Origin of the sequence: Pseudomonas carassii, assembly GCF_036324045.1 — a bacterium.
GTDB lineage: Bacteria > Pseudomonadota > Gammaproteobacteria > Pseudomonadales > Pseudomonadaceae > Aquipseudomonas > Aquipseudomonas peradeniyensis.
On sequence record NZ_JAZDCT010000028.1, the window covers coordinates 1 to 25,953 of the forward strand.

At 66.5% G+C, this 25,953-nt stretch carries 30 protein-coding genes and 1 tRNA gene; 13 read left to right on the plus strand and 18 right to left on the minus strand.

All coding sequences use genetic code 11. The annotated features are described in order from the left end of the window. Positions 1-13 precede the first annotated feature (13 nt). A complete protein-coding gene (locus V0R62_RS19185) occupies positions 14-1,879 on the plus strand; it encodes a TonB-dependent receptor domain-containing protein (RefSeq protein ID WP_330104886.1) in 1,866 nt (621 codons plus the stop codon). Here the strand turns inward: V0R62_RS19185 and V0R62_RS19190 are convergent. The 12 genes from V0R62_RS19190 to nrdR form a co-directional block, all read right to left on the minus strand. Continuing rightward, complete coding sequence (locus tag V0R62_RS19190) at positions 1,857-2,669, minus strand: cobalamin-binding protein (protein ID WP_330104857.1); 813 nt, start codon at positions 2,667-2,669, stop codon at positions 1,857-1,859. The two genes, V0R62_RS19185 and V0R62_RS19190, sit on opposite strands and share 23 nt — an antisense overlap. Next, positions 2,669-3,088 (minus strand): MFS transporter, encoded by a 420-nt coding sequence (locus V0R62_RS19195; RefSeq protein WP_330104858.1) that lies wholly within the window; start codon positions 3,086-3,088, stop codon positions 2,669-2,671. The genes V0R62_RS19190 and V0R62_RS19195 overlap by 1 nt, the downstream gene beginning before the upstream one ends. Further along, positions 3,085-3,702: a GTP cyclohydrolase II gene (gene ribA / locus V0R62_RS19200; RefSeq protein WP_011531972.1), complete on the minus strand. Its 618-nt coding sequence runs from the start codon at positions 3,700-3,702 to the stop codon at positions 3,085-3,087. Before ribA ends, V0R62_RS19195 begins: the two co-directional genes overlap by 4 nt. 260 nt (positions 3,703-3,962) lie before the next feature. Next, positions 3,963-4,700, minus strand: a complete 738-nt coding sequence (locus V0R62_RS19205) for a substrate-binding periplasmic protein (protein WP_330104859.1) — start codon at positions 4,698-4,700, stop codon at positions 3,963-3,965. Between the two features lie 16 nt (positions 4,701-4,716). Beyond that, positions 4,717-5,220: a phosphatidylglycerophosphatase A family protein gene (locus V0R62_RS19210; RefSeq protein ID WP_023632630.1), complete on the minus strand. Its 504-nt coding sequence runs from the start codon at positions 5,218-5,220 to the stop codon at positions 4,717-4,719. Then, a complete protein-coding gene (gene thiL / locus V0R62_RS19215; protein ID WP_330104860.1) occupies positions 5,217-6,173 on the minus strand; it encodes a thiamine-phosphate kinase in 957 nt (318 codons plus the stop codon). The genes V0R62_RS19210 and thiL overlap by 4 nt, the downstream gene beginning before the upstream one ends. A gap of 18 nt (positions 6,174-6,191) precedes the next feature. Further along, positions 6,192-6,692 (minus strand): transcription antitermination factor NusB, encoded by a 501-nt coding sequence (gene nusB / locus V0R62_RS19220; protein WP_028690278.1) that lies wholly within the window; start codon positions 6,690-6,692, stop codon positions 6,192-6,194. Further along, a complete protein-coding gene (gene ribH, locus V0R62_RS19225; protein ID WP_003255395.1) occupies positions 6,689-7,165 on the minus strand; it encodes a 6,7-dimethyl-8-ribityllumazine synthase in 477 nt (158 codons plus the stop codon). The genes nusB and ribH overlap by 4 nt, the downstream gene beginning before the upstream one ends. Before the next feature lie 91 nt (positions 7,166-7,256). Then, positions 7,257-8,348, minus strand: a complete 1,092-nt coding sequence (ribBA, locus tag V0R62_RS19230) for a bifunctional 3,4-dihydroxy-2-butanone-4-phosphate synthase/GTP cyclohydrolase II (protein WP_050703586.1) — start codon at positions 8,346-8,348, stop codon at positions 7,257-7,259. A gap of 18 nt (positions 8,349-8,366) precedes the next feature. Then, positions 8,367-9,032, minus strand: coding sequence for a riboflavin synthase (locus tag V0R62_RS19235; protein ID WP_028690276.1), 666 nt, complete (start codon positions 9,030-9,032; stop codon positions 8,367-8,369). 41 nt (positions 9,033-9,073) lie between these two features. Beyond that, complete coding sequence (gene ribD / locus V0R62_RS19240; RefSeq protein ID WP_330104861.1) at positions 9,074-10,201, minus strand: bifunctional diaminohydroxyphosphoribosylaminopyrimidine deaminase/5-amino-6-(5-phosphoribosylamino)uracil reductase RibD; 1,128 nt, start codon at positions 10,199-10,201, stop codon at positions 9,074-9,076. 2 nt (positions 10,202-10,203) lie between these two features. Then, entirely contained in the window at positions 10,204-10,668 is a 465-nt protein-coding gene (gene nrdR, locus V0R62_RS19245; RefSeq protein ID WP_009685710.1) for a transcriptional regulator NrdR, read from the minus strand. 105 nt (positions 10,669-10,773) lie between these two features. Between nrdR and V0R62_RS19250 the strand changes: the two genes are divergently transcribed. The 3 genes from V0R62_RS19250 to trxA are packed head-to-tail and all read left to right on the plus strand — an operon-like array spanning position 10,774 to position 12,790. Then, positions 10,774-11,226 carry a YbaY family lipoprotein gene (locus tag V0R62_RS19250; RefSeq protein WP_028690274.1) on the plus strand — a complete coding sequence of 151 codons (453 nt, stop codon included), beginning with the start codon at positions 10,774-10,776 and terminating at the stop codon, positions 11,224-11,226. After that, a complete protein-coding gene (locus V0R62_RS19255; protein WP_330104862.1) occupies positions 11,227-11,886 on the plus strand; it encodes a class I SAM-dependent methyltransferase in 660 nt (219 codons plus the stop codon). 31 nt (positions 11,887-11,917) lie between these two features. Next, on the plus strand, positions 11,918-12,790 hold the full coding sequence (gene trxA / locus V0R62_RS19260) for a thioredoxin (RefSeq protein ID WP_330104863.1): 873 nt from the start codon (positions 11,918-11,920) through the stop codon (positions 12,788-12,790). 159 nt (positions 12,791-12,949) lie between these two features. On the opposite strand, the gene V0R62_RS19265 is transcribed toward trxA, so the two are convergent. Further along, entirely contained in the window at positions 12,950-13,294 is a 345-nt protein-coding gene (locus V0R62_RS19265; protein WP_330104864.1) for a hypothetical protein, read from the minus strand. A gap of 135 nt (positions 13,295-13,429) precedes the next feature. Here V0R62_RS19265 and V0R62_RS19270 point away from each other — a divergent pair, with 135 nt between their 5' ends. The 5 genes from V0R62_RS19270 (at position 13,430) to V0R62_RS19290 (ending at position 17,405) form a co-directional block, all read left to right on the plus strand. Next, positions 13,430-14,005 carry a DUF2796 domain-containing protein gene (locus tag V0R62_RS19270; protein ID WP_330104865.1) on the plus strand — a complete coding sequence of 192 codons (576 nt, stop codon included), beginning with the start codon at positions 13,430-13,432 and terminating at the stop codon, positions 14,003-14,005. Then, positions 14,006-14,716, plus strand: coding sequence for an ABC transporter ATP-binding protein (locus tag V0R62_RS19275; RefSeq protein WP_050703578.1), 711 nt, complete (start codon positions 14,006-14,008; stop codon positions 14,714-14,716). Continuing rightward, on the plus strand, positions 14,716-15,981 hold the full coding sequence (locus V0R62_RS19280; protein ID WP_330104866.1) for an ABC transporter permease: 1,266 nt from the start codon (positions 14,716-14,718) through the stop codon (positions 15,979-15,981). The genes V0R62_RS19275 and V0R62_RS19280 overlap by 1 nt, the downstream gene beginning before the upstream one ends. 139 nt (positions 15,982-16,120) lie before the next feature. Continuing rightward, positions 16,121-16,612, plus strand: a complete 492-nt coding sequence (locus V0R62_RS19285; RefSeq protein ID WP_330104887.1) for a DUF3299 domain-containing protein — start codon at positions 16,121-16,123, stop codon at positions 16,610-16,612. Between the two features lie 109 nt (positions 16,613-16,721). Beyond that, positions 16,722-17,405, plus strand: coding sequence for an OmpW/AlkL family protein (locus V0R62_RS19290; protein ID WP_028690266.1), 684 nt, complete (start codon positions 16,722-16,724; stop codon positions 17,403-17,405). On the opposite strand, the gene V0R62_RS19295 is transcribed toward V0R62_RS19290, so the two are convergent. Next, the gene (locus V0R62_RS19295; RefSeq protein WP_330104867.1) at positions 17,393-18,613 is read right to left on the minus strand and encodes an MFS transporter; all 1,221 of its coding nucleotides are present in this window, start codon (positions 18,611-18,613) and stop codon (positions 17,393-17,395) included. The two genes, V0R62_RS19290 and V0R62_RS19295, sit on opposite strands and share 13 nt — an antisense overlap. A gap of 104 nt (positions 18,614-18,717) precedes the next feature. On the opposite strand from V0R62_RS19295, the gene V0R62_RS19300 reads away from it, so the two are divergent. Continuing rightward, on the plus strand, positions 18,718-19,158 hold the full coding sequence (locus V0R62_RS19300) for a winged helix-turn-helix transcriptional regulator (protein ID WP_330104868.1): 441 nt from the start codon (positions 18,718-18,720) through the stop codon (positions 19,156-19,158). A gap of 155 nt (positions 19,159-19,313) precedes the next feature. Here the strand turns inward: V0R62_RS19300 and V0R62_RS19305 are convergent, their stop codons facing one another. Both V0R62_RS19305 and V0R62_RS19310 read right to left on the minus strand, forming a co-directional pair. After that, a complete protein-coding gene (locus V0R62_RS19305; protein WP_186714300.1) occupies positions 19,314-20,246 on the minus strand; it encodes an NAD-dependent epimerase/dehydratase family protein in 933 nt (310 codons plus the stop codon). After that, the gene (locus V0R62_RS19310; protein ID WP_028690262.1) at positions 20,239-21,123 is read right to left on the minus strand and encodes a sugar nucleotide-binding protein; all 885 of its coding nucleotides are present in this window, start codon (positions 21,121-21,123) and stop codon (positions 20,239-20,241) included. Before V0R62_RS19310 ends, V0R62_RS19305 begins: the two co-directional genes overlap by 8 nt. Before the next feature lie 181 nt (positions 21,124-21,304). On the opposite strand from V0R62_RS19310, the gene V0R62_RS19315 reads away from it, so the two are divergent. After that, positions 21,305-22,144 carry an alpha/beta hydrolase gene (locus V0R62_RS19315; RefSeq protein ID WP_330104869.1) on the plus strand — a complete coding sequence of 280 codons (840 nt, stop codon included), beginning with the start codon at positions 21,305-21,307 and terminating at the stop codon, positions 22,142-22,144. A 99-nt stretch (positions 22,145-22,243) separates the two neighbouring features. Here V0R62_RS19315 and V0R62_RS19320 read toward each other — a convergent pair whose 3' ends face one another. Next, a complete protein-coding gene (locus V0R62_RS19320) occupies positions 22,244-23,056 on the minus strand; it encodes a helix-turn-helix domain-containing protein (protein ID WP_050703571.1) in 813 nt (270 codons plus the stop codon). A 181-nt stretch (positions 23,057-23,237) separates the two neighbouring features. Here V0R62_RS19320 and V0R62_RS19325 point away from each other — a divergent pair, with 181 nt between their 5' ends. Next, positions 23,238-24,680, plus strand: a complete 1,443-nt coding sequence (locus tag V0R62_RS19325) for an alanine/glycine:cation symporter family protein (protein WP_050703570.1) — start codon at positions 23,238-23,240, stop codon at positions 24,678-24,680. 75 nt (positions 24,681-24,755) lie between these two features. Continuing rightward, positions 24,756-25,745, plus strand: a complete 990-nt coding sequence (locus V0R62_RS19330; protein ID WP_330104870.1) for an asparaginase — start codon at positions 24,756-24,758, stop codon at positions 25,743-25,745. A 107-nt stretch (positions 25,746-25,852) separates the two neighbouring features. On the opposite strand, the gene V0R62_RS19335 is transcribed toward V0R62_RS19330, so the two are convergent. Further along, positions 25,853-25,948: transfer RNA gene (locus tag V0R62_RS19335), tRNA-Sec, on the minus strand. Positions 25,949-25,953: the final 5 nt, after the last annotated feature.

Consider the following 25,953-nt stretch of genomic DNA (forward strand, 5'->3'; position numbering starts at 1 on the left):
CCCCGCGATTGCAATGGAACTGCCCATGAAGATCCGCGCCCTCCCCCTGCTCTGCCTCCCCGCCGCCGCCCTGGCCGCCGAACCCTCCCGCGACGACGCCCTGAAGCTTCCCGACGTACTGATCAGCGCCAGCCGCCAGGTCGAGTCGCGCAGCGCCACCAGCGCCGCCAACACAGTGTTCACCCGTGCCGATATCGACCGCCTGCAGCCGAGCGGCGTCACCGACCTGCTCGCCCGTGTCCCCGGCGTGCAGGTCGCGCCCACCGGCGGCCGCGGCAGCCTGCCCGGGATCTTCATCCGCGGCACCAAGGCCGCCCAGACCCTGGTGCTGGTCGACGGCGTGCGCATTGCCAATGCCACCTCTGGCGACAGTGGCCTGCAGTTTCTCGACGTCGACCAGATCGAACGTGTGGAAGTGCTGCGCGGCTCGCGCTCGGTGGTCTACGGCAGCGACGCCATTGGCGGGGTGATCCAGATCTTCACCCGTCGTGGCGGCGACCCGGGCATGCAACCGCGCCTGCGCCTGGCGGCCGGCAGCAATCAGACCTGGCAACGCAGCCTGGGGCTGTCGGGCGGCGATAGCGCGACCCGCTTCAACCTCGGCGCCAGCCTGGACGAAACCGCCGGTATCGATTCGACCGGCCCGTCGTATGCCAGCGATGGTGACCATGACGCCTACCGCAACCGCTCGCTCAACCTGAGCCTGAGCCATACCTTCAACGAGCGTTTCGAGGCGGGTCTGAACCTGCTCGATAACCGAGGGCGTCGTGAGTTCGACGAGCCTCGTGGCGGCAGCCCGCAGATGCCCTACTCGAACTTCGCCGTCAGCAGCCTGGGCAGCTACCTTGACGCCCAACTGGCCGAGCAGTGGCACTCCCGACTGGAAGTGGCCCACAGTGAAAACCGCGATGACAGCCGCGACAAGCTCACGCACAAGAGCTCACCGTTCAACACCTACCGCGACCAAGTCACCTGGCAGAACGATCTGACACTGAATGACCGCAACAGCCTGTTGCTGGGTGGCGAGTGGTACGAAGACCGTGTACATGCAAGCACCGACTTCAACGAGGACAGCCGCTGGAACCGTGCAGCCTTCGCCCAGCACCGGTTCCAGGGCGATCACTTCTCGACCGAGCTTGGTGTGCGCCACGACAAGAACCAGCAGTTCGGTGGCCAGACCACCTGGAGCGGCAGCCTGACGCTGCCGTTGAACGCCCGCAATGACCTGCTGCTGTCCTACAGCGAGGGGTTCCGTGCCCCTACATTCAACGACCTCTACTACCCCGGGTTCAGCAACCCAGACCTCAAGCCGGAGCACTCGAAGTCCTATGAAGTGCAATGGCGCAGCCAACTGACCGACAGCAGCCGCCTGGAAACTTCGCTCTATCGCACCGACTTGCGAGACGCCATCAACTACGACGAAGAGGCCGATGCCATGCGCAACGTTGCCCAGGCCCGCATCAATGGCTTCGAGATGGCGCTGGACCAGCAATGGGGAGCCTGGACATCACAGCTAGGCTTGGCGTTGATCGACCCGCGCGACCAAAAGAACGGCCATACGCTCGCCCGGCGCGCCCGGCGTACCCTGAGCCTGGATATCGATCGTCAATTCGACCGCTTCAATGTCGGCGCCAGTTGGCAGGCCGTCAGCGGCAGCTACAACGACGAAACCAACGAAGCCCCCATCGGCGGTTACGGGCTGCTGGGCATTCGCGGTGGCTGGGCAGCCACCCGCGAACTGAAGGTCGACCTGAAGCTCGACAACCTGCTGGACAAGCGTTACAGCCGCACCCTGTACAACCATCAGAGGGCCGACTACGGCTATCGCGAAGAAGGCCGCACCTGGCTGCTGAGCCTCACCTGGACCCCGACCCTCTAGCCTCCAGCAGCGCGCACAGCCGGGCGGTGGCCTCGATCATCTGCCCGCTGGGCCGCTCCAGGCCCTTGTCCGGCACCACCAGCAAGCCTTCCTCCTGCACGGCGCTCAGCTGTGGCCAGCGACGCCAGCTAGCCAGCTGCGTCATGTCACCCGCCAGGATCACCTCGGGATCGCGCAACAGCACCGATTCCACGCTGACCTGCGGCGCAGGCTGAGTCAGGTCATCGAACACATTGCGCGCCCCGCAGACGCGCAGGGCATCGCTGACCACCTGGCGCCCGCCCAGGGTATACAGCGGCTTGTCCCAGACCTGGTAGAACACCTTCAGCGGCGTGTCGCGCCGGTAGCGCTCCCGCAGTGCCTGCAGTCGCTCACGCAGGTCGGCGGCATAGGCGCGGCCCTGCTCGTCTCGCCCGAGGCGCCGGGCGATGGTTTCGATCTGCTCGATCAACTGGTCGAGGTCGCCGGGCTCGCCACTGAACGTGGCGATACCCAGGCGCTTGAGCTGGTCGCGCTGGGCCGGCGCGACGCTGCCGGGCCAGAGCAGCAGCAGGTCAGGCTTGAGACTGAGCAGGCGCTCCATGTCCAGCTGGCCATGGCGCCCGACCGAGGGCAGGGCCTGAAGGCTCGGCGGACGCTCACCCGCGTCCAGCAGGCCCACCAACAGGTCGCCGGCCTCCAGTTCGAGGATGATCTCGGTCATCGACGGTGCCAGGCTGACCACCCGCGGCCCGGCCTCGGCCAGGGTACCGAGACACAATAAAGCGAGGGAGGCGAGAAACGCCCGCATCAGCCGAGCTGGCGCGGAATACGGTAGAGGTACAGCACCACCACGGTGGACAGGGCAAGGAGGATCTGCGGCACCGCCTCCAGCCCGACCAGCACCGACAGCGCCGCGACCCAGGCCGGGAAGCAGGCGAACAGCATGGCCAGGCGCCTGACCCGCGCCAGCTCGATCCAGGCAGCGGGTTCGTCCGCCGTGCCCAGCTGCTTGTCGGTGGCGATCAACGCCCGCTTGTAGGCGCCGAAGCGCGGCAGGCTGAGGAACATGGTCGCGGCCCCGGCGATGAACAAGGGCATGGCCAGCACCGGGATCAGCGGCGCTCCCCCATCGAACGCCCAGGCCATTATCGGCAATGGCAACAGGCCCACGGCCAGGTACTGCCACCAGGCCAGGGCCAGTCGTCGCTTGACCTCGGCGCGGGTCACGCCTGGGGCACCTCGCCCTGGTGCTTGTTGCCCATCATGTGGCCAAGCTTGTCGGCCTTGGTGGCCAGGTACAGGCGGTTGTGCGGATTGTGGCCGGTGTGCAGCGGCACGCGCTCGGCGACCTTGATGCTCATGTCGGTCAGCGCCTTGACCTTGCGCGGGTTGTTGGTCATCAAACGCAGCGACTTCACGCCCAGGTGCTCGAGCATCGGCAGGCACATGGCGTAGTCGCGCTGGTCGGCGGCGAAGCCCAGGCGCTCGTTGGCCTCGACGGTGTCGGCGCCGCCATCCTGCAGCTCATAGGCGCGGATCTTGTTCAGCAGGCCGATGCCACGGCCCTCCTGGCGCAGGTACAGCAGCACGCCACGGCCTTCGCGGGCGATGGCCTGCAACGCGGCTTCAAGTTGCGAGCCGCAGTCGCAGCGCTGGCTGAACAGCGCATCGCCGGTCAGGCACTCGGAGTGCAGGCGCCCCAGCACCGGCTCGCCGTCCGCGATATCACCCAGGCTGAGCACCACATGCTCGCGGCCGGTGGCTTCGTCGAGGAAGCCATGCATGGTGAAGATCGCAAAGGGAGTCGGGAGTTTAGAGGCGGCAACAAAGACGACGGGCACGTTGTGCTCCTGGATAGTAGGATTTTTCAGATCGGCCGATTGTATCAGCAGCCCGGCGCAGGTGCGCAGGAGGAATATGGTGGCTTAAGATCGAAAAGTTCGATGCTTATGGAACAAGGACCAAATCCTGTAGGAGCGGCCTTGTGCCGCGAAAGGGCTGCGCAGCGGCCCCAGATTCCGAGCCACCATCGAAATTGCTGGGGCCGCTACGCAGCCCATCGCGGCACAAGGCCGCTCCTACAAGAGCAGTGACACAAGCCTCAATGCGGCTGACTATCCGCTGTAAACGGATACGGCTGCTTCCAGCGCTCGAAGATCGGCTTCAACTCACCGCTGCGCACCAGTTGCGCCATGCGCCGGTCGAACAGGTCACGCAAGGCCTCGCCCTGGGCACTGCGGGTGAAGGCCAGGTACAGCGGGAGCTCGGCGACATGGGTGCTGCGAAAACGCTGTGGCTCGGGCGCCTGACCTAGCACGAACTCGACCTCGGTCTGCGCATCGATGTAGAAATCCACCCGGTCATGCTCGAGCATGGGCAATATGCCTTCGCGGCGCTGAACCTCGCGGAAATTGTGGACGTTGGGCAGATAGCTGGCGTAGTCGTAACCACGCACCCAGGCCAGGCGGTACTGGCCGATGGTGTCCAGCGTCGGCTGCGGCTTGCCGGCCAGGCCCAAGGCATAGATATGGTCCAGGTCGAAATGCCAGCGCGGATAGAGATTGTCGTCGTTCTCTTCCTTGTAGGAGCCGACCCAGGCATCCGCCTCGCCCCGTTTCACCAGGCCGACCGCGCGGCTGTACGGCGCGCTCAGCACCTTGACCTTGACGCCGGCAGGCTCGAACACCTTGCGCAGCACGTCCCAGGCCAGCCCGCTGCCATCGGCGTTGGTGTAGTCGAGCCACTCCTCGCTGACCAGGCGCACCTGTTGCTCCTGCGCCATGACGCCGGGCACTGCGCAAAGCAGCACCCACGCCAGCAACACACTCCTCAAGGCCATCGCAACGCTCCCTGTATCAGGCCACCGCCCACACCAGAACCTGCATGCCCAGCCAGGCGAACACGCCGGCCAGGATATCGTCGAGCATGATCCCGAACCCACCATGCACATGGCGATCGACCCAGCGGATCGGCCACGGCTTGAGGATGTCGAAGAAGCGGAACATCAGGAACCCCGCCAGCAGCCACTGCCAGCCTTCCGGCACCAGCCACAGGGTGATCCACATGCCGACGATCTCGTCCCAGACAATGCCCTCGTGGTCATGAACGCGCAAGTCGTTGGCCACCTTGCCGCACAGCCACACGCCGAACAGCATGCTGATGCCCAGCAGCAGCCAGTAGCCCCAGTCGGGCAGCATCTGCCACAACGGGATGAACGGCAGCGCCACCAGCGAACCCCAGGTACCGGGGGCCTTGGGCAAAGTGCCCGAGCCGAAGCCGAAAGCGATGAAGTGCCACGGGTTGCGCCAGACCGAAGGCGGAACGAACTCCGCAGGCACCTGGTTGGGGTGGTCGGTCACGGTGTCTCCCTGAAATGTTGATAGCCCCGCTGCACGGGGGTGATGTCCTGGCCCTGCGGGTCACGCAGGGTCACGCCCTGGCCTTGCAGCACACGCCCGATGACGTGCACCTCGCGGGCCAGGGAGGTCAGTGCGCTTTCCGGCAGGGTGAACGCCAGCACGTAGTCGTCGCCGCCAGTGAGCGCCGCCTGCACTGCCGCCTCGCGCCCCAGGAAAGCCTGTAAAGGAGCAGACACGGGGACCTGCGACAGGTTCACCTCCAGCGCGACGCCGGACGCCTTGGCGATATGCCCGCAGTCGGCCAGCAGCCCGTCGGAGATATCCAGTGCCGCCGTGGCCAGGCCGCGCAGGCGCTCGCCCAGCTGCAACTGGGGCAAGGGCGACCAGTAGTGCTCCAGCAGCGGGCCGGCCACCTCGGCAGCCGCCTCGCGCTCGCCCAGCACCAGCGGCAAGGCCCCCGCCGCGTTACCCAGGAAACCACCGACGCACAGCAGGTCGCCTGGCTGCGCGCCGCTGCGGCGCAGGGCCTGGCCTGCCGGTACCCGGCCGAACACGGTCACGGTGATGCTCAGCGGCCCACGGGTGGTGTCTCCGCCGATCAAGGTCATGCGGCAACGGTGAGCCATGCGGCCGAGGCCATCGGCGAAGGCTGCCAGCCAGTCCGGGCCGACTTCGGGCAGGGTCAGGGCGAGGGTGAAGCCAATGGGCGTGGCGCCCATGGCCGCCAGGTCGCTGGCCGCCACGGCGAGCGAACGCTGGCCCAGCAGCAGCGGGTCGCAGACTGCGGGGAAATGCACAGCGGCCACCAGCGTGTCGGTGGAGATCGCCAGCTGCTCGCCGGCGGGCAGGTCCAGCAGGGCACAGTCGTCGCCGATCCCCAGGGCCACGCCCTCGCCACCCTGCGCACAAGGCGCGGCGGCGAAGTAGTGACGGATCAGCTCAAACTCACCCATGGCTGGTCAGCGCCGCGATCAGCGCTTGTTCGCCTTGACTTCCGCCTCACGCAGACGCGGAGCCAGCTTGTCCAGCACGCCGTTGACGAACTTGTGGCCGTCAGTGGCGCCGAAGACTTTGGCCAGTTCCACGCCTTCGTTGATGACGACGCGGTACGGCACGTCGACGCGCATCATGAACTCCCAGGTGGACAGGCGCAGCACGGCCAGCTCGACCGGGTCGAGTTCTTCCAGCGGCGTGTCCAGGCAAGGCTTGAGCGCCTCGTCGATCTCGACCTTCTTCGCCGGGACCCCGTGCAGGATCTCGCGGAAGTAGGCGCCGTCGACATCGGAGAAATCGTTATCGACCCGGAACTGCGCTTCCACTTCGTTCAGCGAGTGCTTGGCCATGTGCCACTGGTAGAGCGCTTGCGTGGCGAGCTTGCGGGCTTCGCGACGCTTGGCGCTCTTCGAGGGCTTGCCGGCATCCGCAGGTTTTGGATCGCGCGGGTTGAAACGATCGCTTTCGTCGCTAATCACTTGGCCTCCAACTGCGCCAGCAGACTGACCATTTCCAGGGCCGACAGGGCAGCTTCGGCACCTTTGTTGCCAGCCTTGGTGCCGGAACGCTCGATGGCTTGCTCGATGGAGTCGACGGTCAGGACGCCGAAGGCCACCGGAACACCGAACTCCATGGACACCTGGGCCAGGCCCTTGGTGCACTCACCCGCCACGTATTCGAAGTGCGGGGTACCGCCACGGATCACCGCGCCCAGGGCGATGATCGCGTCATAAGCACCCTGCTGGGCGACTTTCTGCGCTACCAGCGGGATTTCGAACGCGCCCGGGGCACGGATGATGGTGATGTCGCTTTCGCTGACGCCGTGGCGTACCAGGGCATCGACTGCACCGCTTACCAGGCTTTCGACGACGAAGCTGTTGAAGCGGCCAACCACCAAAGCATAGCGACCTTTGGGGGCGATGAAGGTACCTTCGATGGTCTTCAGGGTCATTCCGGAGTTCTCATCTTCAAGAGCGAGGCCGCGCGGTGGCGGCCTCGGGAGGGTTTTGACTCGAGTCCAGGGGGCGAAATGCCGCCTCAAGTCACTCGGAGGGCACGTATTCTACAACTTCCAGATCGAATCCGGATATCGCATTGAACTTCATCGGCGAACTCATCAGGCGCATCTTGCGCACGCCGAGGTCGCGCAGGATCTGCGAACCGGCACCGACGGTGCTGTAGGTGGTCGGCGCTTTCGCCGGGGCATCACCCGCGCTCTCGCGGATATGCGCCAACAGCACGTCGCCGTCCAGCGGGTGGCCCAGCAGCAGCACCACGCCGCTGCCGGCCTCGGCCACGGCGCTCATGGCCGCGCGCAGGCTCCAGCGGCCCGGCTGCTTGACCATCAGCAGGTCGCGCAGCGGGTCCATGTTGTGCACCCGCACCAGGGTAGGCTCTTCGGCGCAGATCTTGCCCAGGGTCAGGGCCATGTGCACGTCGCCTTCCACCGCGTCGCGGTAGGTGACCAGGTTGAACTGGCCCAGCTCGCTCTCGATCGGCTGCTCGGAGACGCGCTGCACGGTGCGCTCGTGGATCATGCGGTAGTGGATCAGGTCGGCGATGGTGCCGATCTTCAGGCCGTGCTCGGCGGCGAACACTTCCAGTTCTGCGCGACGCGACATGGTGCCGTCGTCGTTCATCACCTCGCAGATCACCCCGCTCGGCTCGAAGCCGGCCATGCGCGCCAGGTCGCAGGCGGCCTCGGTGTGGCCGGCGCGAGCCAGGGTACCGCCGGGCTGGGCCATCAGCGGGAAGATGTGGCCGGGGCTGACGATGTCCTCGGCCTTGGCGTCCTTGGCGGCGGCGGCCTGCACGGTGCGGGCGCGGTCGGCGGCGGAGATGCCGGTGGTGACGCCTTCGGCGGCCTCGATCGACACGGTGAACTTGGTGCCGAAGCCCGAGCCGTTGCGCGGCGCCATCAGTGGCAGCTTGAGCGTCTCGCAGCGCTCGCGGGTCATCGGCATGCAGATCAGGCCACGGGCGTGCTTGGCCATGAAGTTGATGTGCTCGGGCAGGCAGCACTCGGCCGCCATGATGATGTCGCCTTCGTTCTCGCGGTCTTCGTCATCCATGAGGATGACCATTTTGCCCTGGCGGATGTCTTCGACCAGTTCTTCGATGCTGTTGAGCGCCACGCGGCACCCCCTTCTCAATCAGGATTTCAAGAAGCCGTTGGCGGCCAGGAAGCTTTCGGTGATGCCACTGCCTTTGCTCGGCTCGGCGGCCTTGTCGCCCAGCAGCAGACGCTCCAGGTAACGGGCCAGCAGGTCGACCTCAAGGTTCACCCGACGCCCTGCGCGGTAGTCGGCCATGATGGTTTCGGACAGGGTGTGCGGGACGATGGTCAGCTCGAACTCGGCGCCATCGACTTCGTTGACCGTCAGGCTGGTGCCGTCGACGGTGATCGAGCCCTTGTGGGCGATGTACTTGGCCAGCTCCTTGGGCGCGCGCACGCGGAACTGGATGGCACGGGCGTTATCGGCGCGCGAGACGATCTCGCCGACGCCGTCGACGTGGCCGCTGACCAGGTGGCCGCCCAGGCGGGTGGTGGGGGTCAGGGCCTTTTCCAGGTTGACCCGGCTGCCGCTCTTGAGATCGACCATGGCGGTGCGCTTGAGGGTCTCGACGCTGACGTCGGCCCAGAAGCCGTCGCCGGGCAGTTCGACGGCGGTCAGGCACACGCCGTTGACCGCGATGCTGTCGCCGAGCTTGACGTCGCCCAGGTCGAGCTTGCCGGTCTCTACGTAGACGCGCACGTCACCGCCCTTGGGGGTGAGGCTGCGGATGGTGCCGATGGATTCGATGATGCCGGTGAACATGGTGTTCTCCTAGATACGGGCTGCGCGAGGCAAGCCTGGCATTATACGCCGGGGGGCGGCAGGGGGATGGCAGTGACTCGCCAGTCATCGCCGACCGCGCGCATTTCGGTGATCTTCAGTCGCGGCGCCTCGCTCATTTTCGACAGCGGCCAGTCCAGCAACGGACGGGCGTCGGAGCCGAGGAAGGTGCCGGCGACGAACAGCTGGTACTCGTCGACCAGGCCCTGGCGGGCGAAGGCGCCGACCAGGCCGGCGCCGGCCTCCAGCAGGATTTCGTTGACCCCGCGCCCGGCCAGGGTGCGCAGCAGTGCAGGCAGGTCGACGCGGCCCGCGCTGCCGGGCAGGTTGATCAGTTCATGGCCGGCGGCCGCGTAGCGCGGGTCTTCGCCCGCGGCGGTCACCACCAGCGCCGGGCCGGCCTGGAAGAACGGCGCGTCCAGCGGCAGGCGCAGGCGCCCGTCGACCAGCACGCGCAACGGCGGACGCGACAGGGCCAGGGCGGTGAGGGCGTCATCCAGGCCCAGTTCCTCGCCGCGCACGGTCATGCGGGCCTGGTCGAACAGCACGCTCTCGGCGCTGGTCAGCACCACGCTGGAACGCGCGCGCAGGCGCTGCACCGCGGCACGCGCCGCAGGGCCGGTGATCCACTGGCTTTCGCCGCTGGCCATGGCGGTGCGGCCGTCCAGGCTCATGGCCAGCTTGGCGCGCACGAACGGCAGGCCCTGCTCCATGCGCTTGAGGAACCCGGGATTGAGCGCGCGGGCCTCGGCCTCGAGCACGCCGCTGGCGACTTCGATGCCGGCCTCGCGCAGGCGCCGCAGGCCATTGCCGGCCACTTGCGGATTGGGGTCCTGCATGGCCGCCACCACCCGCGCCACCCCGGCCTTGACCAGCGCCTCGGCGCACGGCGGCGTGCGGCCATGGTGGCTGCAGGGTTCGAGGGTGACGTAGGCGCAGCCGCCGCGGGCGCGCTCGCCGGCCTGGCGCAAGGCATGGACCTCGGCGTGCGGCTCGCCGGCGCGCACATGCCAGCCTTCGCCGACCACCTCGCCGTCACGCACGATCACGCAACCCACGCGGGGGTTTGGGTGGGTGCTGTACAGGCCCTTGCGGGCCAGTTCCACAGCGCGGGCCATGTAGTGGGCGTCGAGAATGGCTTGGCTGGACATGCTTACTCTTTAGCCGGCTCGCGGGCCAGGCGGTCGATTTCTTCGCGGAATTCGTCGAGGTCCTGGAAGCGCCGGTAGACCGAGGCGAAACGGATGTAGGCCACCTCGTCGAGCTTGCGCAGCTCGGCCATCACCATCTCACCGACCACCAGCGACTTCACTTCGCGCTCGCCGGTGGCGCGCAGGCGGCTCTTGATGTGCGCCAGCGCCGCTTCCAGGCGCTCGACGCTGACCGGGCGCTTTTCCAGCGCGCGCTGCATGCCGGCGCGCAGCTTGTCTTCGTCGAAGGGCTGGCGCGTGCCGTCCTGCTTGATCAGCCGGGGCAGGACCAGCTCGGCGGTTTCAAAGGTAGTGAAGCGCTCGCCGCAGGCGACGCATTCGCGCCGGCGACGCACCTGTTCGCCCTCGGCGACCAGACGCGAGTCGATGACCTTGGTGTCGTTGGCACCGCAAAACGGACAGTGCATGGTGGCAGGCAACAAAAAAAGGGAGGGCCATGGTAGCGCATTGCACTGGCAAGACAAGCCAAAGGGTTTACCATCCATGCAAATCTGCCCGTGAAGGACTACCCCATGCACCCTCGAGCGCTCGTCGTGCTGTGTTGCGCCGCCCTGCTCGCCGCCTGCGGCAGCGACCGCCCCAAGCCGGAACAGGCCCCGGCCCCGGTGCCGGCCAAGGTGGCGAAGAAAACCGAACCCCTGGGCCCGCTGCCAGCCTACCAGCGCGAGCTGAGCGGTACCCTGCTGGAAATCCCGGCGGGCGCCGACGTGGAACTGGCCCTGCTGGTGATCGACGAGCGTGGCCGGCCACAGCAACTGCTGGCCAGCAGCACCTTGAGCGGCACCGGCCAGGCCCTGCCCTACCGCCTGCGCTTCAACCCCGAAGCCTTCCCTGCCGGGGCCCGGGTCGAACTGCGCGGCCGCGCCAGCCGCTCCGGCCAGCTGATCCTGCACCTGCCGCCGGTTCGCATCGCCCAGGCCCAGACCCAGGCCACCGGCCCGCTGCGTTTCGAAAAGGCACCGTAGATGGCCCCGGCAATCCTGCAACAGGCCCTGAGCGGCCTGATCGGCGAAGCGCGCCTGATCGTCAGCGAGCTGCCCGGGTGCGACCTGAAGCTCTGGTTGATCGACGAGCAGAACATGGACCGCGAATTCACCCGCGAGGAAACCCGGCGCATTCTCGAGGAGCCGCCCTACTGGAGTTTCTGCTGGGCCAGCGGCCTGGCCATGGCGCGCTACCTGGCCGAGCGCCCGCAGTGGGTGCGCGGCAAGCGCGTACTGGATTTCGGCGCCGGCTCCGGCATCGCCGGGATCGCCGCCGCCCGGGCCGGCGCGCTGGAGGTGGTGGCCTGCGACCTCGACCCGCTGGCCCTGGACGCCTGCCGTGCCAACGCCGCGCTGAACGGCGTGACGCTGAGCTACAGCAGCGATTTCTTCGCCGAGGCCGACCGCTTCGACCTGATCCTGGTCGCCGATGTGCTCTACGACCGCGCCAACCTGCCGCTGCTGGACGAGTTCCTCAGCCGTGGTCGCCAGGCGCTGGTGGCCGACTCGCGGGTGCGCGACTTCAGCCACCCGCTGTACCGCCCGCTCGGCGTGCTCGAGGCGCTGACCCTGCCGGATCTGGCCGAGCCGCACGAATTCCGCCGGGTCAGCCTGTACCATGCCAGCCGCGAGCCCTTATAGTGGGGGTATTCACGGATTTGCGAGAGTCACGATGAGCCAGGAAACACCATTTATCTTCGATGCCACCGATGCCACCTTCCAGCAACTGGTCATCGAGAACTCCTTCCACAAGCCGGTGCTGGTCGACTTCTGGGCCGAGTGGTGCGCGCCGTGCAAGGCGCTGATGCCGCTGCTGGCGAAGATCGCCGAGGGTTACCAGGGCGAACTGCTGCTGGCCAAGATCAACTGCGACGTCGAGCAGCAGGTCGTCGCCCAGTTCGGTATCCGCAGCCTGCCGACCGTGGTGCTGTTCAAGGACGGCCAGCCGGTCGACGGTTTCGCCGGTGCCCAGCCCGAGTCGGCCATCCGCGCCATGCTCGAACCCCATGTGCAGATGCCCGCGCCGCCCGCCGCCGCGCCGCTGGAGCAGGCCAAGGCGCTATTCGCCGAAAGCCGCTTCAGCGAAGCCGAGGCGCTGCTGCAGGTGCTGCTGGGTGAAGACAACAGCAATGCCGAGGCGCTGATCCTCTACGCCCGCTGCCTGGCCGAGCGCGGCGAGCTGGGCGAGGCCCAGGTGGTACTCGACGCGGTCAAGACCGACGAACACAAGGCCGCCCTGGCCGGCGCCAAGGCCCAGCTGACCTTCCTGCGCCAGGCCGCCAGCCTGCCGGAAGCCGCCGAGTTGAAGAGCCGCCTGGCGCAGAATCCGCAGGACGACGAGGCGGCCTACCAGCTGTGCATCCAGCAGCTGGCGCGCCAGCAGTACGAGGCCGCGATGGATGGGCTGCTGAAGCTGTTCCAGCGCAACCGCGCCTATGAGAACGGCTTGCCGCAGAAGGCGCTGCTGCAGGTGTTCGAACTGCTGGGCAACGCTCACCCGCTGGTCAGCGTGTATCGCCGCAAGCTGTCTGCAGCGCTGTTCTGAGGCTGCTGGGGCTGCTTTGCAGCCCTTTCGCGGCACCAGGCCGCTCCTACAGACGAGCGCGCGCGCCTGTAGGAGCGGCCTGGTGCCGCGAAAGGGTCGCAAAGCACCCCGGCAATCGTGAATTGGAGCGGTGCGGCTAAAGGGCCGCACAGCGACCCCTCACCCCACCCAGCGATACACCGGTGCATCCACGCCGCTTTCCACCTTCACCTCACTGCTGTGGCGCAAGCGCACCAACAGCCGCTTGCCCGCCGCCATGCTCCCGGCCAGCCCTTCCAGGCGCTCCAGCAGCTCAGGCCCACTCATCTGGCCCGCCTGGCGCAGCACTTCTCGCGCCGCCGCCCATTGCCCGTCATCCTGCCGAGGCGCCGGGCTGCCTGTGACCGGCACCACCTCGACAGACGCCGGCACCTCCAGCCGACGTCCCAGCTGCGCCCACTCTTCCGGCGCCAGTTCGACGGTCAGGTCCACCGGCCATTCACCGATCTGTCCACGAATTCTCACGATAGGTACCCTGCCTCCAGTCTCGATGCTGCCATGCTCCCACGAACATGAAACCTGTGCCAGGCAGGCTGGCGGGGCAAAGAACAATTGTTATAACATCACAAAATCTTTCCCAAGCCGCCTGTGGAGCCGTCCATGCGTCGTCTGTTGCTCGCCCTGCCCTTCGCCCTGCTGCCCCTGGCCGTGGCCCATGCCCACGACGACCACGATCATGACCACGCCCATGGCGCCCTCGGCGCCCACGAGCATGGCGTGGCCAAGCTCAATGCGGTGCTCGACGGCAACACCCTCGAACTGGAACTGGACAGCCCGGCGATGAACATCGTCGGCTTCGAGCACGTGGCCAGCAGCGATGCCGACAAGGCCAAGGTCGCCGCCGCCCGCCAACAGCTCGAACAGCCCATGAAACTGTTCGGCGTTGCCCCGGCCGCCGGCTGCAAGGAAGACGCCCAGGAGCTGGAAAGCCCGCTGTTCGGTGACGCCGCCCAGGCCGACGAGGATGGTGACAGCCATGAGCACGGTCACGCCCACGCCGACGTCAACGCCCACTATCAGCTGACCTGCGCCACCCCGGGCAAACTCGCTCAGATCGATCTCGGCCCACTGTTCAAGACCTTCCCGCAGACCCAGAAGATCAACGTGCAACTGATCGGCCCCAACGGGCAGAAAGGCATAGAGGCCACCCCCGCCAAGGCCGTGGTCGCGTTCTGAATGAACCAGCCGCTGATCGAACTGCATGACCTGGTGTTCGCCTGGCCCGGCCAGGCGCCGCTGCTGGAAATCCCTGCATTTCGCCTGGAGCCCGGCGAGGCACTGTTCCTCAAGGGCCCCAGCGGCAGCGGCAAGACCACCCTGCTCGGCCTGCTGGGCGGCGTCAACCGCCCCGGGCAAGGCAGCATCCGCCTGCTTGGCCAGGACCTCGCGGCCATGGGCCAGGGCGCGCGCGACCGTTTCCGGGTCGATCACACCGGCTACATTTTCCAGCAGTTCAACCTGCTTCCGTTCCTGTCGGTGCGGGAGAATGTCGAGCTGCCCTGCCGCTTCTCGAAAAGCCGCGCGGCCCGCGCCGCCCAGCGCCATGGCAGCATCGACCAGGCCGCTGCCCAACTGCTCGCTCACCTGGGCCTGGACGACCCGACCCTGCTCGCCCGCCGCGCCGACAGCCTGTCGATCGGCCAGCAGCAGCGGGTTGCCGCGGCACGGGCGCTGATCGGTCAGCCCGAGCTGGTGATCGCCGACGAGCCCACCTCGGCCCTCGACGCCGATACCCGCGAGGCCTTCATCCGCCTGCTGTTCGACGAGTGCCGCGACGCCGGCGCCAGCCTGCTGTTCGTCAGCCATGACCAGAGCCTGGCGCCGCTGTTCGACCGGCACCTGTCCCTGGCCGAGCTCAACCGCGCCGCCAAGCCCCGGGAGGCCTGATGTACCTGCTTCGCCTTGCCCTGGCCAGCCTGGCCAACCGCCGTTTCACCGCCCTGCTCACCGCCTTTGCCATCGCCCTGTCGGTGTGCCTGCTGCTGGCCGTCGAGCGGGTGCGCACCGAGGCCCGCGCCAGCTTCGCCAGCACCATCAGCGGCACCGACCTGATCGTTGGCGCCCGCTCGGGGTCGGTGAACCTGCTGCTGTACTCGGTGTTCCGCATCGGCAACGCCACCAACAACATCCGCTGGGACAGCTACCAGCACTACGCCAGCGACCCGCGGGTGAAATGGGCGATCCCCATCTCCCTGGGCGACTCGCACCGTGGCTACCGGGTGATGGGCACCACCACCGACTACTTCAGCCATTACCAGTTCGGCCGCCGCCAGCACTTGGCACTCGGCCAGGGCCGGGCGTTCGCCGACGATCCGTTCGAGGTGGTGCTCGGCGCCGAAGTGGCCGAGGCGCTGCACTACAAGCTCGGCGACAAGCTGGTACTGGCGCATGGTGTAGCCGCCATCAGCCTGGTCAAGCATGACGACAAACCGTTCACCGTGGTCGGCGTGCTCGAGCGCACCGGCACCCCGGTGGACCGCACCCTGCACATCAGCCTGGCCGGCATGGAGGCGATCCACATCGACTGGCACAACGGCGTGCCGGCCCGTGGCGCCGGGCGCATCAGCGCCGAGCAGGCCCGCACCATGGACCTGCAGCCCGCGGCCATCACTGCCTTCATGCTCGGGCTCAACAGCAAGATCGCCACCTTCAGCCTGCAGCGCGAGATCAACGAGTACCGCGCCGAACCGCTGCTGGCGATCCTGCCCGGCGTGGCCCTGCAGGAGCTGTGGAGCCTGATGGGCACCGCGGAGCAGGCCTTGTTCGTGGTGTCGCTGTTCGTCGTGCTCACCGGCCTGATCGGCATGCTCACGGCCATTCTCACCAGCCTCAACGAGCGCCGCCGGGAAATGGCCATCCTGCGTTCGGTGGGCGCCCGTCCCTGGCACATCGCCGGGCTGCTGGTGCTCGAGGCACTGGCCCTGGCGCTGGCGGGCATCGCCGCCGGGCTGGGGTTGCTGTATGCGGGCATCGCCCTGGCCCAAGGCTATGTACAGGCCAACTATGGGCTATACCTGCCACTGGCCTGGCCGAGCGCCCACGAGTGGACGTTGCTGGCCATCATTCTCGGCGCGGCGCTGCTGATGGGCAGCGTGCCGGCCTGGCGCGCCTATCGGCAGTCGTTGGCCGATGGTTTGTCGATTCATCTTTAAGATGACAGATATGACCCTAGACTTCACCGCCCTCTTCGCGGGTAAACCCGCTCCCACAGGGATCGCCTCACCTCCTGTGGAAGCGGGTTTACCCGCGAAGAGGGCAACACCGATCGTTCAGTACTTGCTGCTCACGATCATGCTGATGGCTTCACTTCCCCTCTGGGCCGCCGACCCGCGCGAACTGGACTGGCCCGCCCTGATCCCCGAAGGCGCGCCGGTCATCCCGCCGCAACTGACGCCCCTGCACGACCTGTCGCAGATCAGCGACGCGCTCTCCGCCGAGGCGGCCCCCGCCGCCCGCCAGCAGGCGCCCAACGCACCGGTGGTGAAAACCCTGGACGGCCAGCAGGTGAAGATCCCCGGCTACATCGTGCCGCTGGAAGTCAGCGACGAAGGCCGCACCACCGAGTTCCTCCTGGTGCCCTACTACGGCGCCTGCATCCATGTGCCGCCCCCGCCGTCGAACCAGATCGTGCATATCTTCAGCGAGATGGGCGTGCGCATCGAAGACCTTTACCAGCCCTACTGGATCGAGGGCACGATGCAGGTCAAGGCCAGCAGCAGCGAGCTGGCGGATGCCGGTTACCAGATGGAAGCAGAGAAAATCTACGCGTATGAGCTGAAGTGAGCACTGCGTCACCCCGATAGCACGGCTTCTTTGAGCTGGGTCAAACTTTCTGTTTAGTCGGCTTCGTACCATTGGACTACTCGATTACTCACGTCCTCTGGGAGCTTCCATGAACAAGTCCTTGCTCGGTGCCTCGCTCGTCGCGTTGGCGCTTGCAGCCCCTGTCGCCCACGCCCACCAGGCGGGGGATTTCATCCTCCGCGCCGGCGCCATCACCACCGCGCCCAACGAGAACAGCGGCGACATCAAGCTCGACGGCGCCAAGGTCTCGGGCACCAAGGCGACCCTGGACAGCGACACCCAGCTGGGCCTGGCCTTCGCCTACATGCTCACCGATCACATCGGCCTCGAGCTGCTGGCCGCCACCCCGTTCCAGCACAAAGTCGGCGTCAAGGGCCTCGGCCCTGGCCTGGACGGCAAGCTGGCCGACATCAAGCAACTGCCGCCGACCCTGTCGCTGCAGTACTACCCGATGGCGCCCTCCTCGAAGTTCCAGCCGTACGCCGGCGTGGGCATTAACTACACGATGTTCTTCGATGAAGACCTGACCAGCGACCGCAAGGCCCAGGGCTTCAGCAACATGAAGCTGAAGGACTCGGTCGGCATCGCCGGCCAGCTGGGCATGGACTACATGCTCACCGACAACCTGCTGCTCAACGCCGCGGTCTGGTACGTCGACATCGACACCAAGGCCAGCATCGACGGCCCGAGCGCCCTGGGCGTGGGCAAGACCAAGGTCGACGTCGATGTCGATCCGTGGGTCTACATGGTCGGCATCGGCTACAAGTTCTGATTCGCAGGCGGGCCTGCTCCCTCCGGAGCGGGCCCGCCACGCATCGTCTCGACGCTCCAGAGATACCCCCAATAGCCCCAGGCGAGCGCGCTTATCCCCGCCCCGACCCCGCACACCGCCACCCAGCCCCACTGTCCGTACACCCAGGTCGCCACGACCGCCCCCACCCCACTACCGATCGAATAGCAGCACATGTAGGCGCCGATCAGCCGGCTGGCCATCTCGCCGCGCCCCGCCAGCAGCAGACTCTGGTTGGTCACATGCACCGCCTGCACGGCCAGGTCCAGCATCAGAATCCCGATTACCAGCGCCAGCAATGACTGCTCGAGGTAGGCGATGGGTAGCCACGACAGGGTCAGCAGGCCCAATGCCCAGCCAGTCACCCGCCGTCCATGCCCCTGATCCGCCAGACGCCCGGCACGCGATGCCGCCAGTGCCCCCGCCACGCCGGCCAGACCGAACAGCCCGACTTGCGTGTGATCCAGCGCCAGTGGCACGGCGCTCAAGGGCAGCACCATCGCGCTCCACAGCACACTGAACGCCGCGAATACCAGCACCGCGAACAGGCCGCGCTGACGCAGCAGGCGGTCATGTCGATACAGCCGCAACACCGATGCCAACAACGCCCGATAGCGCTGCCCCGGCCCCTGTGGCCTGGCGGCGGGCAAGCGCCAGGCGAGCAGCCCCGCCATTGCCAGCGCAAGCACTGCCGCCACGCCATACACACCCTGCCAACCGAGCAGGTCGGCCACTGCGCCCGACACCAGGCGCGCCGAGAGAATGCCCAGCACCACGCCGCTGGTCACCGTGCCCACCGCCTGCCCTTGTTCGGCGGGCGTGGCCAATGTGGCGGCATGCGCCACCATCACTTGCACCACCACCGCGGCCAGGCCGACCAGGGCCATTGCGGCCAGCAGCACGGCCCAGTCCACGGCAAAGGCCACGGCCAGCAAGGCGCCGGATGAGACCAGCAACTGGCCGAGGATCAGCCGCTTGCGATCAACCAGATCCCCCAGCGGCACAATCAGCAGCAACCCCAAGGCATAGCCGGCCTGTGTCATCCCGACTACCAGGCCGGCGCGGGCGCTGCTCACCCCAAGGCTCGCCGCCATCGACTCCAGCAGCGGCTGGGCGAGATACACCGTGGCCACGGCCAGGGCGCAGGCGGCGGCCAACAACAACGTCAATCCGCGGGTGAGCGTCGACATCGAAAACTCCCTTTCAATTCTGGTTTCAATTTAAAACCATATGACTGGCTTTCTAACAAAGGTGGTTTTATTCTGCAACCAGATAGACACCCAAGGATCGCGCCATGCTCGACCAGAACAACCAGCAATGCCCCGTGGCCCGTGCCCTGGAGGTGCTCGGCGACCGTTGGGCGCTGATGATCCTGCGCGATGCCTTTGACGGCCTGCGCCGCTTCAGCGAATTGCAGAAGAACCTGGGGCTGGCGAAGAACATCCTCGCTTCGCGCTTGAAGCTGCTGGTCGAGGCTGAACTGCTGGTGCAGCAGCCGGCCTCGGATGGCAGTGCCTACAAGGAATATGTGCTGACCGAACGGGGGCGCTCGGTGTTTCCGATCGTGATTGGCTTGCGCCAGTGGGGGGAGCGCTACCTGTTCACGGAGGGGGAGTCACGCTCGCAGCTGGTCGATGATCGTGGCCAAGGGCTGGAGACGCTGCAGGTGCGGGCCCGGGATGGGCGGGAGGTGCGGCCGGAGGATTGCCGCCGGCGGGTGGTCCGGCATACGTGATACCTGCTCCACCTGCCATGCACGATCCCTGTAGGAGCGGCCTTGTGCCGCGAAAGGGCTGCAAAGCAGCCCTGGCAGTGTTGCGGGATTAGCATAATTGGGGCCGCTTCGCGCCCCTTTCGCGGCACAAGGCCGCTCCTACATGCAATAGAGGTTCAGACCTTGCCAAGCAACCGCGCCAGCCCCTCGACGAACGGCGTCGGCTCAGGGAACGCGAAGCGTGCCAGCAAGCGCGAATTGTCCGCCCGCGAATGGCGGATATCACCCGAGCGGGCCTGGCCGTAGCTGACCGCCGGCAAACCGCCCACCACCTGCTCCAGCGCCTTGAGCAGCTGGTTCAGCGAAGTCGCCTGGTTCAGGCCGATATTCACCGCGCCCTCTTCCACCACCGGCTGCTCAAGCGCCTGCACCATCACCTGGACCAGATCGCCGACGAACAGGAAGTCGCGGGTCTGCTCGCCATCACCGAACACGGTGATCGGCGTACCCCGGGTGGCGCGCTCGCAGAAGATGCTGATCACCCCCGAATACGGCGAGGAAGGATCCTGGCGCGGCCCGAAGATATTGAAGAAGCGGAACACCACCGGCTCCAGCCCATGCTGGCGACGGTAGAAGTCCAGGTATTGCTCGCTGGCCAGCTTGTCCACCGCATAGGGGGTCAGCGGTGCCTTGGGCGTGTCCTCGGCAATCGACTGGCCCTCGCCATTGTTGCCGTACACCGCCGCGCTGGAGGCGAACAGCACGCGGCGGATGCCGTTCAGGCGCATCGCCTCGCAGACATTGAGCGTGCCGATGAAGTTGCTCTGGTGGGTCTTCACCGGGTTTTCCACCGAGGCCTGCACCGAGGCCACCGCGGCCAGGTGCACTACCGCCTGGCAGCCACTGGCGGCACGGGCCACCAGGGCGGCGTCGGCGACATCGCCTTCGAGCAGTTCCAGGCGCGGATGGCCGAGCTGCAGGTTGCTGCGCTTGCCGGTCGACAGGTCGTCGAGGATACGCACCGCGTAGCCTTTCTCCAGCAACGCATCGCACAGGTGGGAGCCAATGAAGCCGGCACCGCCGGTGATCAGGATGGGGGCGTCAGCCATGTCGGTAGAATCGGTCCAGTAAGGGCGGCAAGCCGGCGCGCCAGGCGCGGGGCTTGATGCCGAAGGTGTGAAGGATCTTCTTGCAGGCCAGCACCGCGTGCTGCGGCTCCTCGCTGGCATCCGGGCGGGCGGCGTGGGCCTGGGCGGTCGGCGCCTGCACGGCCAGCTTGCGCCACTGGGTGGCTTCGGTGAGGATCGCCTGGCCGAGCACCAGCGGCGTGGTGGCCTCGTTGCCAGCATAGTGGTAGGTGCCCCACAGCGGCGCCTGGCAATCGAGCTGCTTGAGCACCGAGAGGATCACCCGCGCGGCATCGTCCACCGGCGTCGGGTTGCCGCGTCGGTCATCGGCCAGCAGCAGTTCCTGGGGCTGTTCAGCGCGGGTCAGGAAGCGCCCGAGCGCGCCGTCGATGCTTTCGTCCAGCAGCCAGCCGAAGCGCAGCAGCACATGCTGCGGGCAGGTAGCGCGCACGCTCTGCTCGATGCGCCAGAGCGCCTGGCCACGCAGGCCGAGCGGCACCGGCTCGTCCTTCTCGCTGTAGGCGGTGGCGCGCGAGCCATCGAACACACGGTAGCTGGACGGTTGCACAAGGATCATCTCGTGGTGCTGGCACAGTTCGGCGAGCCGCTCCACCGCCCGCTCCTGCTGGGCCAGACGTTGCTCGCTGACGGACTCGGCCTGGAACCAGTCGAAATAATAGGCCAGGTTGACCACGGCGTGCGGGCGTTGCTCGTCGAGCAGCAGAGTCAGGCTGGCCGGATCCCAGCCGTTTTCCGGCGGGCGAGGCGCCAGGAAGGCGATGTCTTCCTCGGCCCCGAGACGAATCAGCGCTTGCCCGAGGGCATTGCCACCACCCAACAGCATCAGGCGCATACGCATAGAGTCAACAGGTCCGGTCTGGTCGATGGAGGAAAGGGTTCATTTTGCTGTTTCCGGCAGGGGAAGTCCAACCCAGGCAAGGCCTGGCGCGCGGCGCGTGGCGATTGGCACCGGTCGGGGCGGTATTCCGCCTTTGCCGACAGCTACTTATACTGCGCCTGGCCTGTTCAAGGAGATCAACATGGATGCCGAACTGAACACTGCACAGCGCGCCAGATGGCAATTCGACGAGCCCGCACCCGGCCCGGAGCGGTTCATCGACGAGAATTTCGCCGACTATCGCCAGCAGGCGCGCCTGCTGCTGCCGGACGCCGAGCGTGCCCCCACGGTATTCGTGGTCGGCGGCGCACGCTCCGACTTCACCCGCCTCAACCCGTTGCTCTATCGCCTCCAGCAGCAGGGCATCGGCTCACTGACCGGCAACCTCTCCGGCCACAGCCTGGCCAGCGAACCTGGGGCCAAGAATGCCTCACTGGCCAGCAACCTGGATGAGGCCCTGCGCTTTCACCAACACCTAGACGCCCGCAGCGACACCCTGGTCGGCCACAGCCTGGGCGCCGCCATCGCCCTGAAGCTGGCCGCCCAGCGCCCCAGCGTACGCAAGCTGGTGCTGATCTGCCCGGCGGTCTACCCCGACGCGGCCCATGCCGCGCCTTTCGGGCCGGCCTTCAGCGAGGCCATCCGCAAGCCTTTTGCCTTCCTCGACTGCGACAGCTACGCCTTCCTGCGCCAGTTCCAGGGCCGGGTGCTGCTGGTGATTGGTGAATACGACGGGCTCAACTCCAGGGTCCACGGCCAGGGGCCCGGCACCTCGGCCGGCACCCGGCGGCTGGCGGGCGTCGAGCGCTACAGCCCGATTCCCGAGGAGGTCACCCACGCCTTGCTGCGCTCGGTGCCCGCGCCCCATGTGGAATGCCTGATGCTCACCGACTGCGACCACGGCATCGCCGCGCACCTGCGCGACCGACCGGAGGTGGCGGACCAGGTGGCCGATGCGGTGGCGGCGTTCATTCTCGACTAGTACTGTCCGCTTTTCATGGACCTGCACATGACTTACTGATTTAGCAGGGGCCTGTGGGAGCGCGCTGGCCGCGCAATCATGGCTTCCTGTGCGACATAGCTACTCAATCTCGAACAACCCGTTGCTGACCATCCCCGCACTCAGCCGGTCGCGGATGTCGTCATCGATACGCGGATCGTCCGGGCGGTACAGCTTGATCTGCCGATAGGCGTTGATGCGGTTGATCTCCTCGCCCAGGTATTCCCACACCACCCGGGTGCACGCCGGGTTGCGCCGGTCACCGCTGGAGACCCCGGTCTTGAGGCCGTTCAGACGGCTGATGCGGCTCTTGAAACTGGGGATGAGAATCGTCTGGCTCATCTCGTTGAAGGTGAGCGACTCGTAGTCGATCAGGAACATCCGGTCCTGCAGCTGGAACGCCGCGCCCAGGTAGCGGCAACGTACCTCGGCGTGCTGGTCGAGGCCACTGCTGCGCTCCTGGCGTTCCTGGCGCTCGAACAAAAAGCTGCCGCGCTCCTCCCACAGGTGCACCAGCGACACCAGGATCGAGCCCGGCACCGACATGCAGTTGGAATATTCGAAGTAGTAGCCGCAGTAGCGCGACAGGTTGCCGGCTTCTTTATGCAGTGGCTTGAACAATTCGCTGATCGGGTCGTCCTGGGGACCGACACGCTGTTCCTGGTTGCGTGCGCCGATCAAGCGGGCGAACTGTTCCGCCGGCAGACCCAGCTCGTAATCCTCGACGCCGAAGAAGTCGCCGATGCGCTTGAGGTTGTAGGCCGTCGGACGGCTCTGGCCGCTCAGGTACTTGTTGAACTGCGCGCGGTTGATCGACAGCTGCCGGCAAACCTCGGAGATAGAGCGGTAGTGGCTGCAGGCCAATTTGAGGTTGGTAGCGAAGTGATCGCCCATGATGCGTGGGTCCGGATGATGCGAGTGACGCCATTCTAGCATCAAGTCGCACCAAAATGGAGCAACCCGCGAAATTGTAACCACAGTTGTCATAGCCAACCATGCGCCCCCAATGAATAGCGGTGCGCCTGCCGCCCGCTGGTCTTTCCACGCGAAGAATAAGAATCGAGGTCATTTTCCAATGCTCGAAGCACTCAACGATTTCCTTTCGGGGAAGCTTCTCATCGTGCTGATTGTCGGTCTCGGCAGTTACTTCACGATCCGCTCTCGGTTCGTCCAGTTCCGCCATTTCGGCCACATGTTCGGTGTCTTCAAGGAATCCCTTCGCGGCCAGGCAGGCCAACTGAGCTCGTTCCAGGCCCTGATGCTGAGCCTGGCCGGCCGCGTCGGCGCCGGTAACATCGCTGGTGTCGGTATCGCCGTGACCCTTGGCGGTCCGGGCGCCGTGTTCTGGATGTGGGTTACCGCACTGGTGGGCATGTCCAGCAGCTTCTTCGAATGCACCCTGGCCCAGGTCTACAAGCGCGCCGATGGCGATGGCCTGTACCGCGGCGGCCCGGCGTACTACATCCAACACGGTCTGAAGCTGAAAAGCATGGCGATCGTGTTCTCGATCCTGCTGCTGGTCACCTACGGCTTCGCCTTCATCGGCCTGCAGTCGTACACCGTGACCCACTCGCTGCAGAACGCCTTTGCCTTCGATCCGAAACACACCGGTATCGTCCTGGCAGCCCTGCTGGCCCTGACCTTCATCGGCGGTATCAAGCGCATCGCTGCGGTGTCCGACCTGCTGGTACCGGTCAAGACCCTGGCCTACATCGGCGTGACCCTGTACGTGATCGGCACCCAGATCGAACACGTCCCGGCCATGCTGGAAACCATCTTCAAGAGCGCCTTCGGCCTCGACCCTGCGTTCGCTGGCCTGCTGGGCAGCGCCATCGTCATGGGCGTGAAGCGTGGCGTGTTCGCCAACGAAGCAGGCCTGGGCAGCGCACCGAACGTCGCCGCCGTGGCCGCCGTGAAACACCCTGGCGCCCAGGGCGTGGTCCAGGCCTTCAGCGTGTTCCTCGACACCTTCGTGATCTGCACCTGCACCGCGCTGCTGATCCTGCTGTCGGGCTTCTACACCCCGGGCTTCGAAGGTGACGGCATCGTCCTGACCCAGAACTCGCTGGCCGCCGTGGTCGGTGACTGGGGCCGCGTGTTCGTCAGCGTCGCGCTGTCGCTGTTCGTCTTTACCTGCATTCTCTACAACTACTACCTGGGCGAGAACAGCCTGCAGTTCCTCAGCCGCAACCGCGCCGTGCTGATGACCTTCCGCGGCCTGGTGCTGGCGCTGGTGGTGTGGGGTTCGACGCAGGACCTGTCGACCGTGTTCGCCTTCGCCGACATCACCATGACCTGCCTGGCCTTCGTCAACCTGATCGCCCTGGCCATGCTGTTCAAGGTCGGCCTGCGCGTAATGCGCGACTACGACGCACAGCGCAAGGCCGGCATCAAGCAGCCGGTGTTCGACTCCAGCAAGTTCACCGACCTGGACCTGGACCGTGCCGCCTGGCCGGCCAATCCGCAGGCTGAAACAGCCACTGACAAAGCTGCCGTTCAGGCGCACGCTCAGCGCTGATATTCTCCCCTGCCCCAGCCGCCCCGTTCGTGGGCGGCTGCTTCTTCTTTCGCTACATCGCTACGGAATCCTCCCATGCGTGCAGTCAAGAATCTTCTCGTCCTTTACACCGGTGGCACCATCGGCATGTTGCAGACTGCCGAAGGCCTCGCGCCGGCCGGTGGCTTTGAAACGCGCATGCGCGAACATTTCGCTGCCTGCGGCGACGCGCCAAAGGTGCAGTGGTCGCTGCGTGAACTGAATCCGCTGATCGACAGCGCCAACATGCAACAGGCCAACTGGCTGGCGATGCGCGACGCCATCGTCGAGGCGGTCGAGCGTGACGGCCACGACGGCGTACTGGTGCTACATGGCACCGATACCCTGGCCTACAGCGCCGCGGCCCTGTCGTTCCTGTTGCTGGGTTTGCCAGCGCCAGTGCTGTTGACCGGTTCCATGCTGCCGGCCGGCGCGCCGGACAACGATGCCTGGGCCAACCTGGTCGGTGCCCTGAACCTGTTCGAAAGCGGCCTGGAAGACGGCGTGCAACTGTACTTCCATGGCCAGTTGCTGCACGGCTGCCGCGCTTCGAAGCTGCGCAGCGAGGCGTTCGACGCCTTCACCGTGCTGCCCCGTCATCGTGAGGGCGAACGTGCGCCCGAGCTACCAACTCGCCTGGACTACCGCCAACCGCGCCAGCCAGTCAAGCTGGCGGTCATGCCGGTGTTCCCGGGCCTGGCCGCCGGGCACCTGCGTGGTCTGTTCGACAGCGGTATCCAGGGGCTGGTGCTGGAGTGCTACGGCAGCGGTACCGGGCCGTCCGACGACCAGGCGCTGCTCGACGTCCTGCATGACGCCCGCCAGGGTGGGGTGATGATCGTTGCCATCAGCCAGTGTCCGGAAGGTTCGGTGGTGTTCGACACCTATGCGGCGGGCAGCCGCCTGCGTGACACCGGGCTGGTCAGCGGCGGCGGTATGACCCGTGAGGCCGCGCTGGGCAAGCTGTTTGCATTGCTGGGCGCGGGGCTGGATGTGCAGGCGGCGGAGCACTGGTTCGCGCTGGACCTATGCGGCGAGCGGGCCTGACACGTAAATCTTCCGTACGCCATCGCGGGGCAAGCCCGCTCCCACAAGCCTGTACAGGGCATCGTGGGAGCGGGCTTGCCCCGCGATGTTTTCAGCACCTGGAAAAGTGGCGGAAGGCAGCGGGAGTCGAACCTGCCCGGGAACGGCTGCCGTCCCCAACCGGGTTTGAAGCCCGGCCGCGCCACCGGGCGCGATTGCCTTCCTTGAA

Bases quoted from the DNA above. Each gene is read 5' to 3' on its own strand.
- V0R62_RS19325 (WP_050703570.1), top strand. From the start codon at position 23,238: ATGCTCGAAGCACTCAACGATTTCCTTTCGGGGAAGCTTCTCATCGTG.
- V0R62_RS19205 (WP_330104859.1), bottom strand. From the start codon at position 4,700: ATGGCCTTGAGGAGTGTGTTGCTGGCGTGGGTGCTGCTTTGCGCAGTG.
- V0R62_RS19250 (WP_028690274.1), top strand. From the start codon at position 10,774: ATGCACCCTCGAGCGCTCGTCGTGCTGTGTTGCGCCGCCCTGCTCGCC.
- V0R62_RS19280 (WP_330104866.1), top strand. From the start codon at position 14,716: ATGTACCTGCTTCGCCTTGCCCTGGCCAGCCTGGCCAACCGCCGTTTC.
- thiL (WP_330104860.1), bottom strand. From the start codon at position 6,173: ATGGGTGAGTTTGAGCTGATCCGTCACTACTTCGCCGCCGCGCCTTGT.
- V0R62_RS19310 (WP_028690262.1), bottom strand. From the start codon at position 21,123: ATGCGTATGCGCCTGATGCTGTTGGGTGGTGGCAATGCCCTCGGGCAA.
- V0R62_RS19315 (WP_330104869.1), top strand. From the start codon at position 21,305: ATGGATGCCGAACTGAACACTGCACAGCGCGCCAGATGGCAATTCGAC.
- ribH (WP_003255395.1), bottom strand. From the start codon at position 7,165: ATGACCCTGAAGACCATCGAAGGTACCTTCATCGCCCCCAAAGGTCGC.
- V0R62_RS19305 (WP_186714300.1), bottom strand. From the start codon at position 20,246: ATGGCTGACGCCCCCATCCTGATCACCGGCGGTGCCGGCTTCATTGGC.
- V0R62_RS19320 (WP_050703571.1), bottom strand. From the start codon at position 23,056: ATGGGCGATCACTTCGCTACCAACCTCAAATTGGCCTGCAGCCACTAC.
- trxA (WP_330104863.1), top strand. From the start codon at position 11,918: ATGAGCCAGGAAACACCATTTATCTTCGATGCCACCGATGCCACCTTC.
- nrdR (WP_009685710.1), bottom strand. From the start codon at position 10,668: ATGCACTGTCCGTTTTGCGGTGCCAACGACACCAAGGTCATCGACTCG.
- V0R62_RS19300 (WP_330104868.1), top strand. From the start codon at position 18,718: ATGCTCGACCAGAACAACCAGCAATGCCCCGTGGCCCGTGCCCTGGAG.
- V0R62_RS19290 (WP_028690266.1), top strand. From the start codon at position 16,722: ATGAACAAGTCCTTGCTCGGTGCCTCGCTCGTCGCGTTGGCGCTTGCA.
- V0R62_RS19285 (WP_330104887.1), top strand. From the start codon at position 16,121: ATGCTGATGGCTTCACTTCCCCTCTGGGCCGCCGACCCGCGCGAACTG.
- ribD (WP_330104861.1), bottom strand. From the start codon at position 10,201: ATGTCCAGCCAAGCCATTCTCGACGCCCACTACATGGCCCGCGCTGTG.
- V0R62_RS19330 (WP_330104870.1), top strand. From the start codon at position 24,756: ATGCGTGCAGTCAAGAATCTTCTCGTCCTTTACACCGGTGGCACCATC.
- V0R62_RS19255 (WP_330104862.1), top strand. From the start codon at position 11,227: ATGGCCCCGGCAATCCTGCAACAGGCCCTGAGCGGCCTGATCGGCGAA.
- V0R62_RS19235 (WP_028690276.1), bottom strand. From the start codon at position 9,032: ATGTTCACCGGCATCATCGAATCCATCGGCACCATCCGCAGCCTCACC.
- V0R62_RS19190 (WP_330104857.1), bottom strand. From the start codon at position 2,669: ATGCGGGCGTTTCTCGCCTCCCTCGCTTTATTGTGTCTCGGTACCCTG.
- V0R62_RS19270 (WP_330104865.1), top strand. From the start codon at position 13,430: ATGCGTCGTCTGTTGCTCGCCCTGCCCTTCGCCCTGCTGCCCCTGGCC.
- V0R62_RS19185 (WP_330104886.1), top strand. From the start codon at position 14: ATGGAACTGCCCATGAAGATCCGCGCCCTCCCCCTGCTCTGCCTCCCC.
- V0R62_RS19275 (WP_050703578.1), top strand. From the start codon at position 14,006: ATGAACCAGCCGCTGATCGAACTGCATGACCTGGTGTTCGCCTGGCCC.
- V0R62_RS19295 (WP_330104867.1), bottom strand. From the start codon at position 18,613: ATGTCGACGCTCACCCGCGGATTGACGTTGTTGTTGGCCGCCGCCTGC.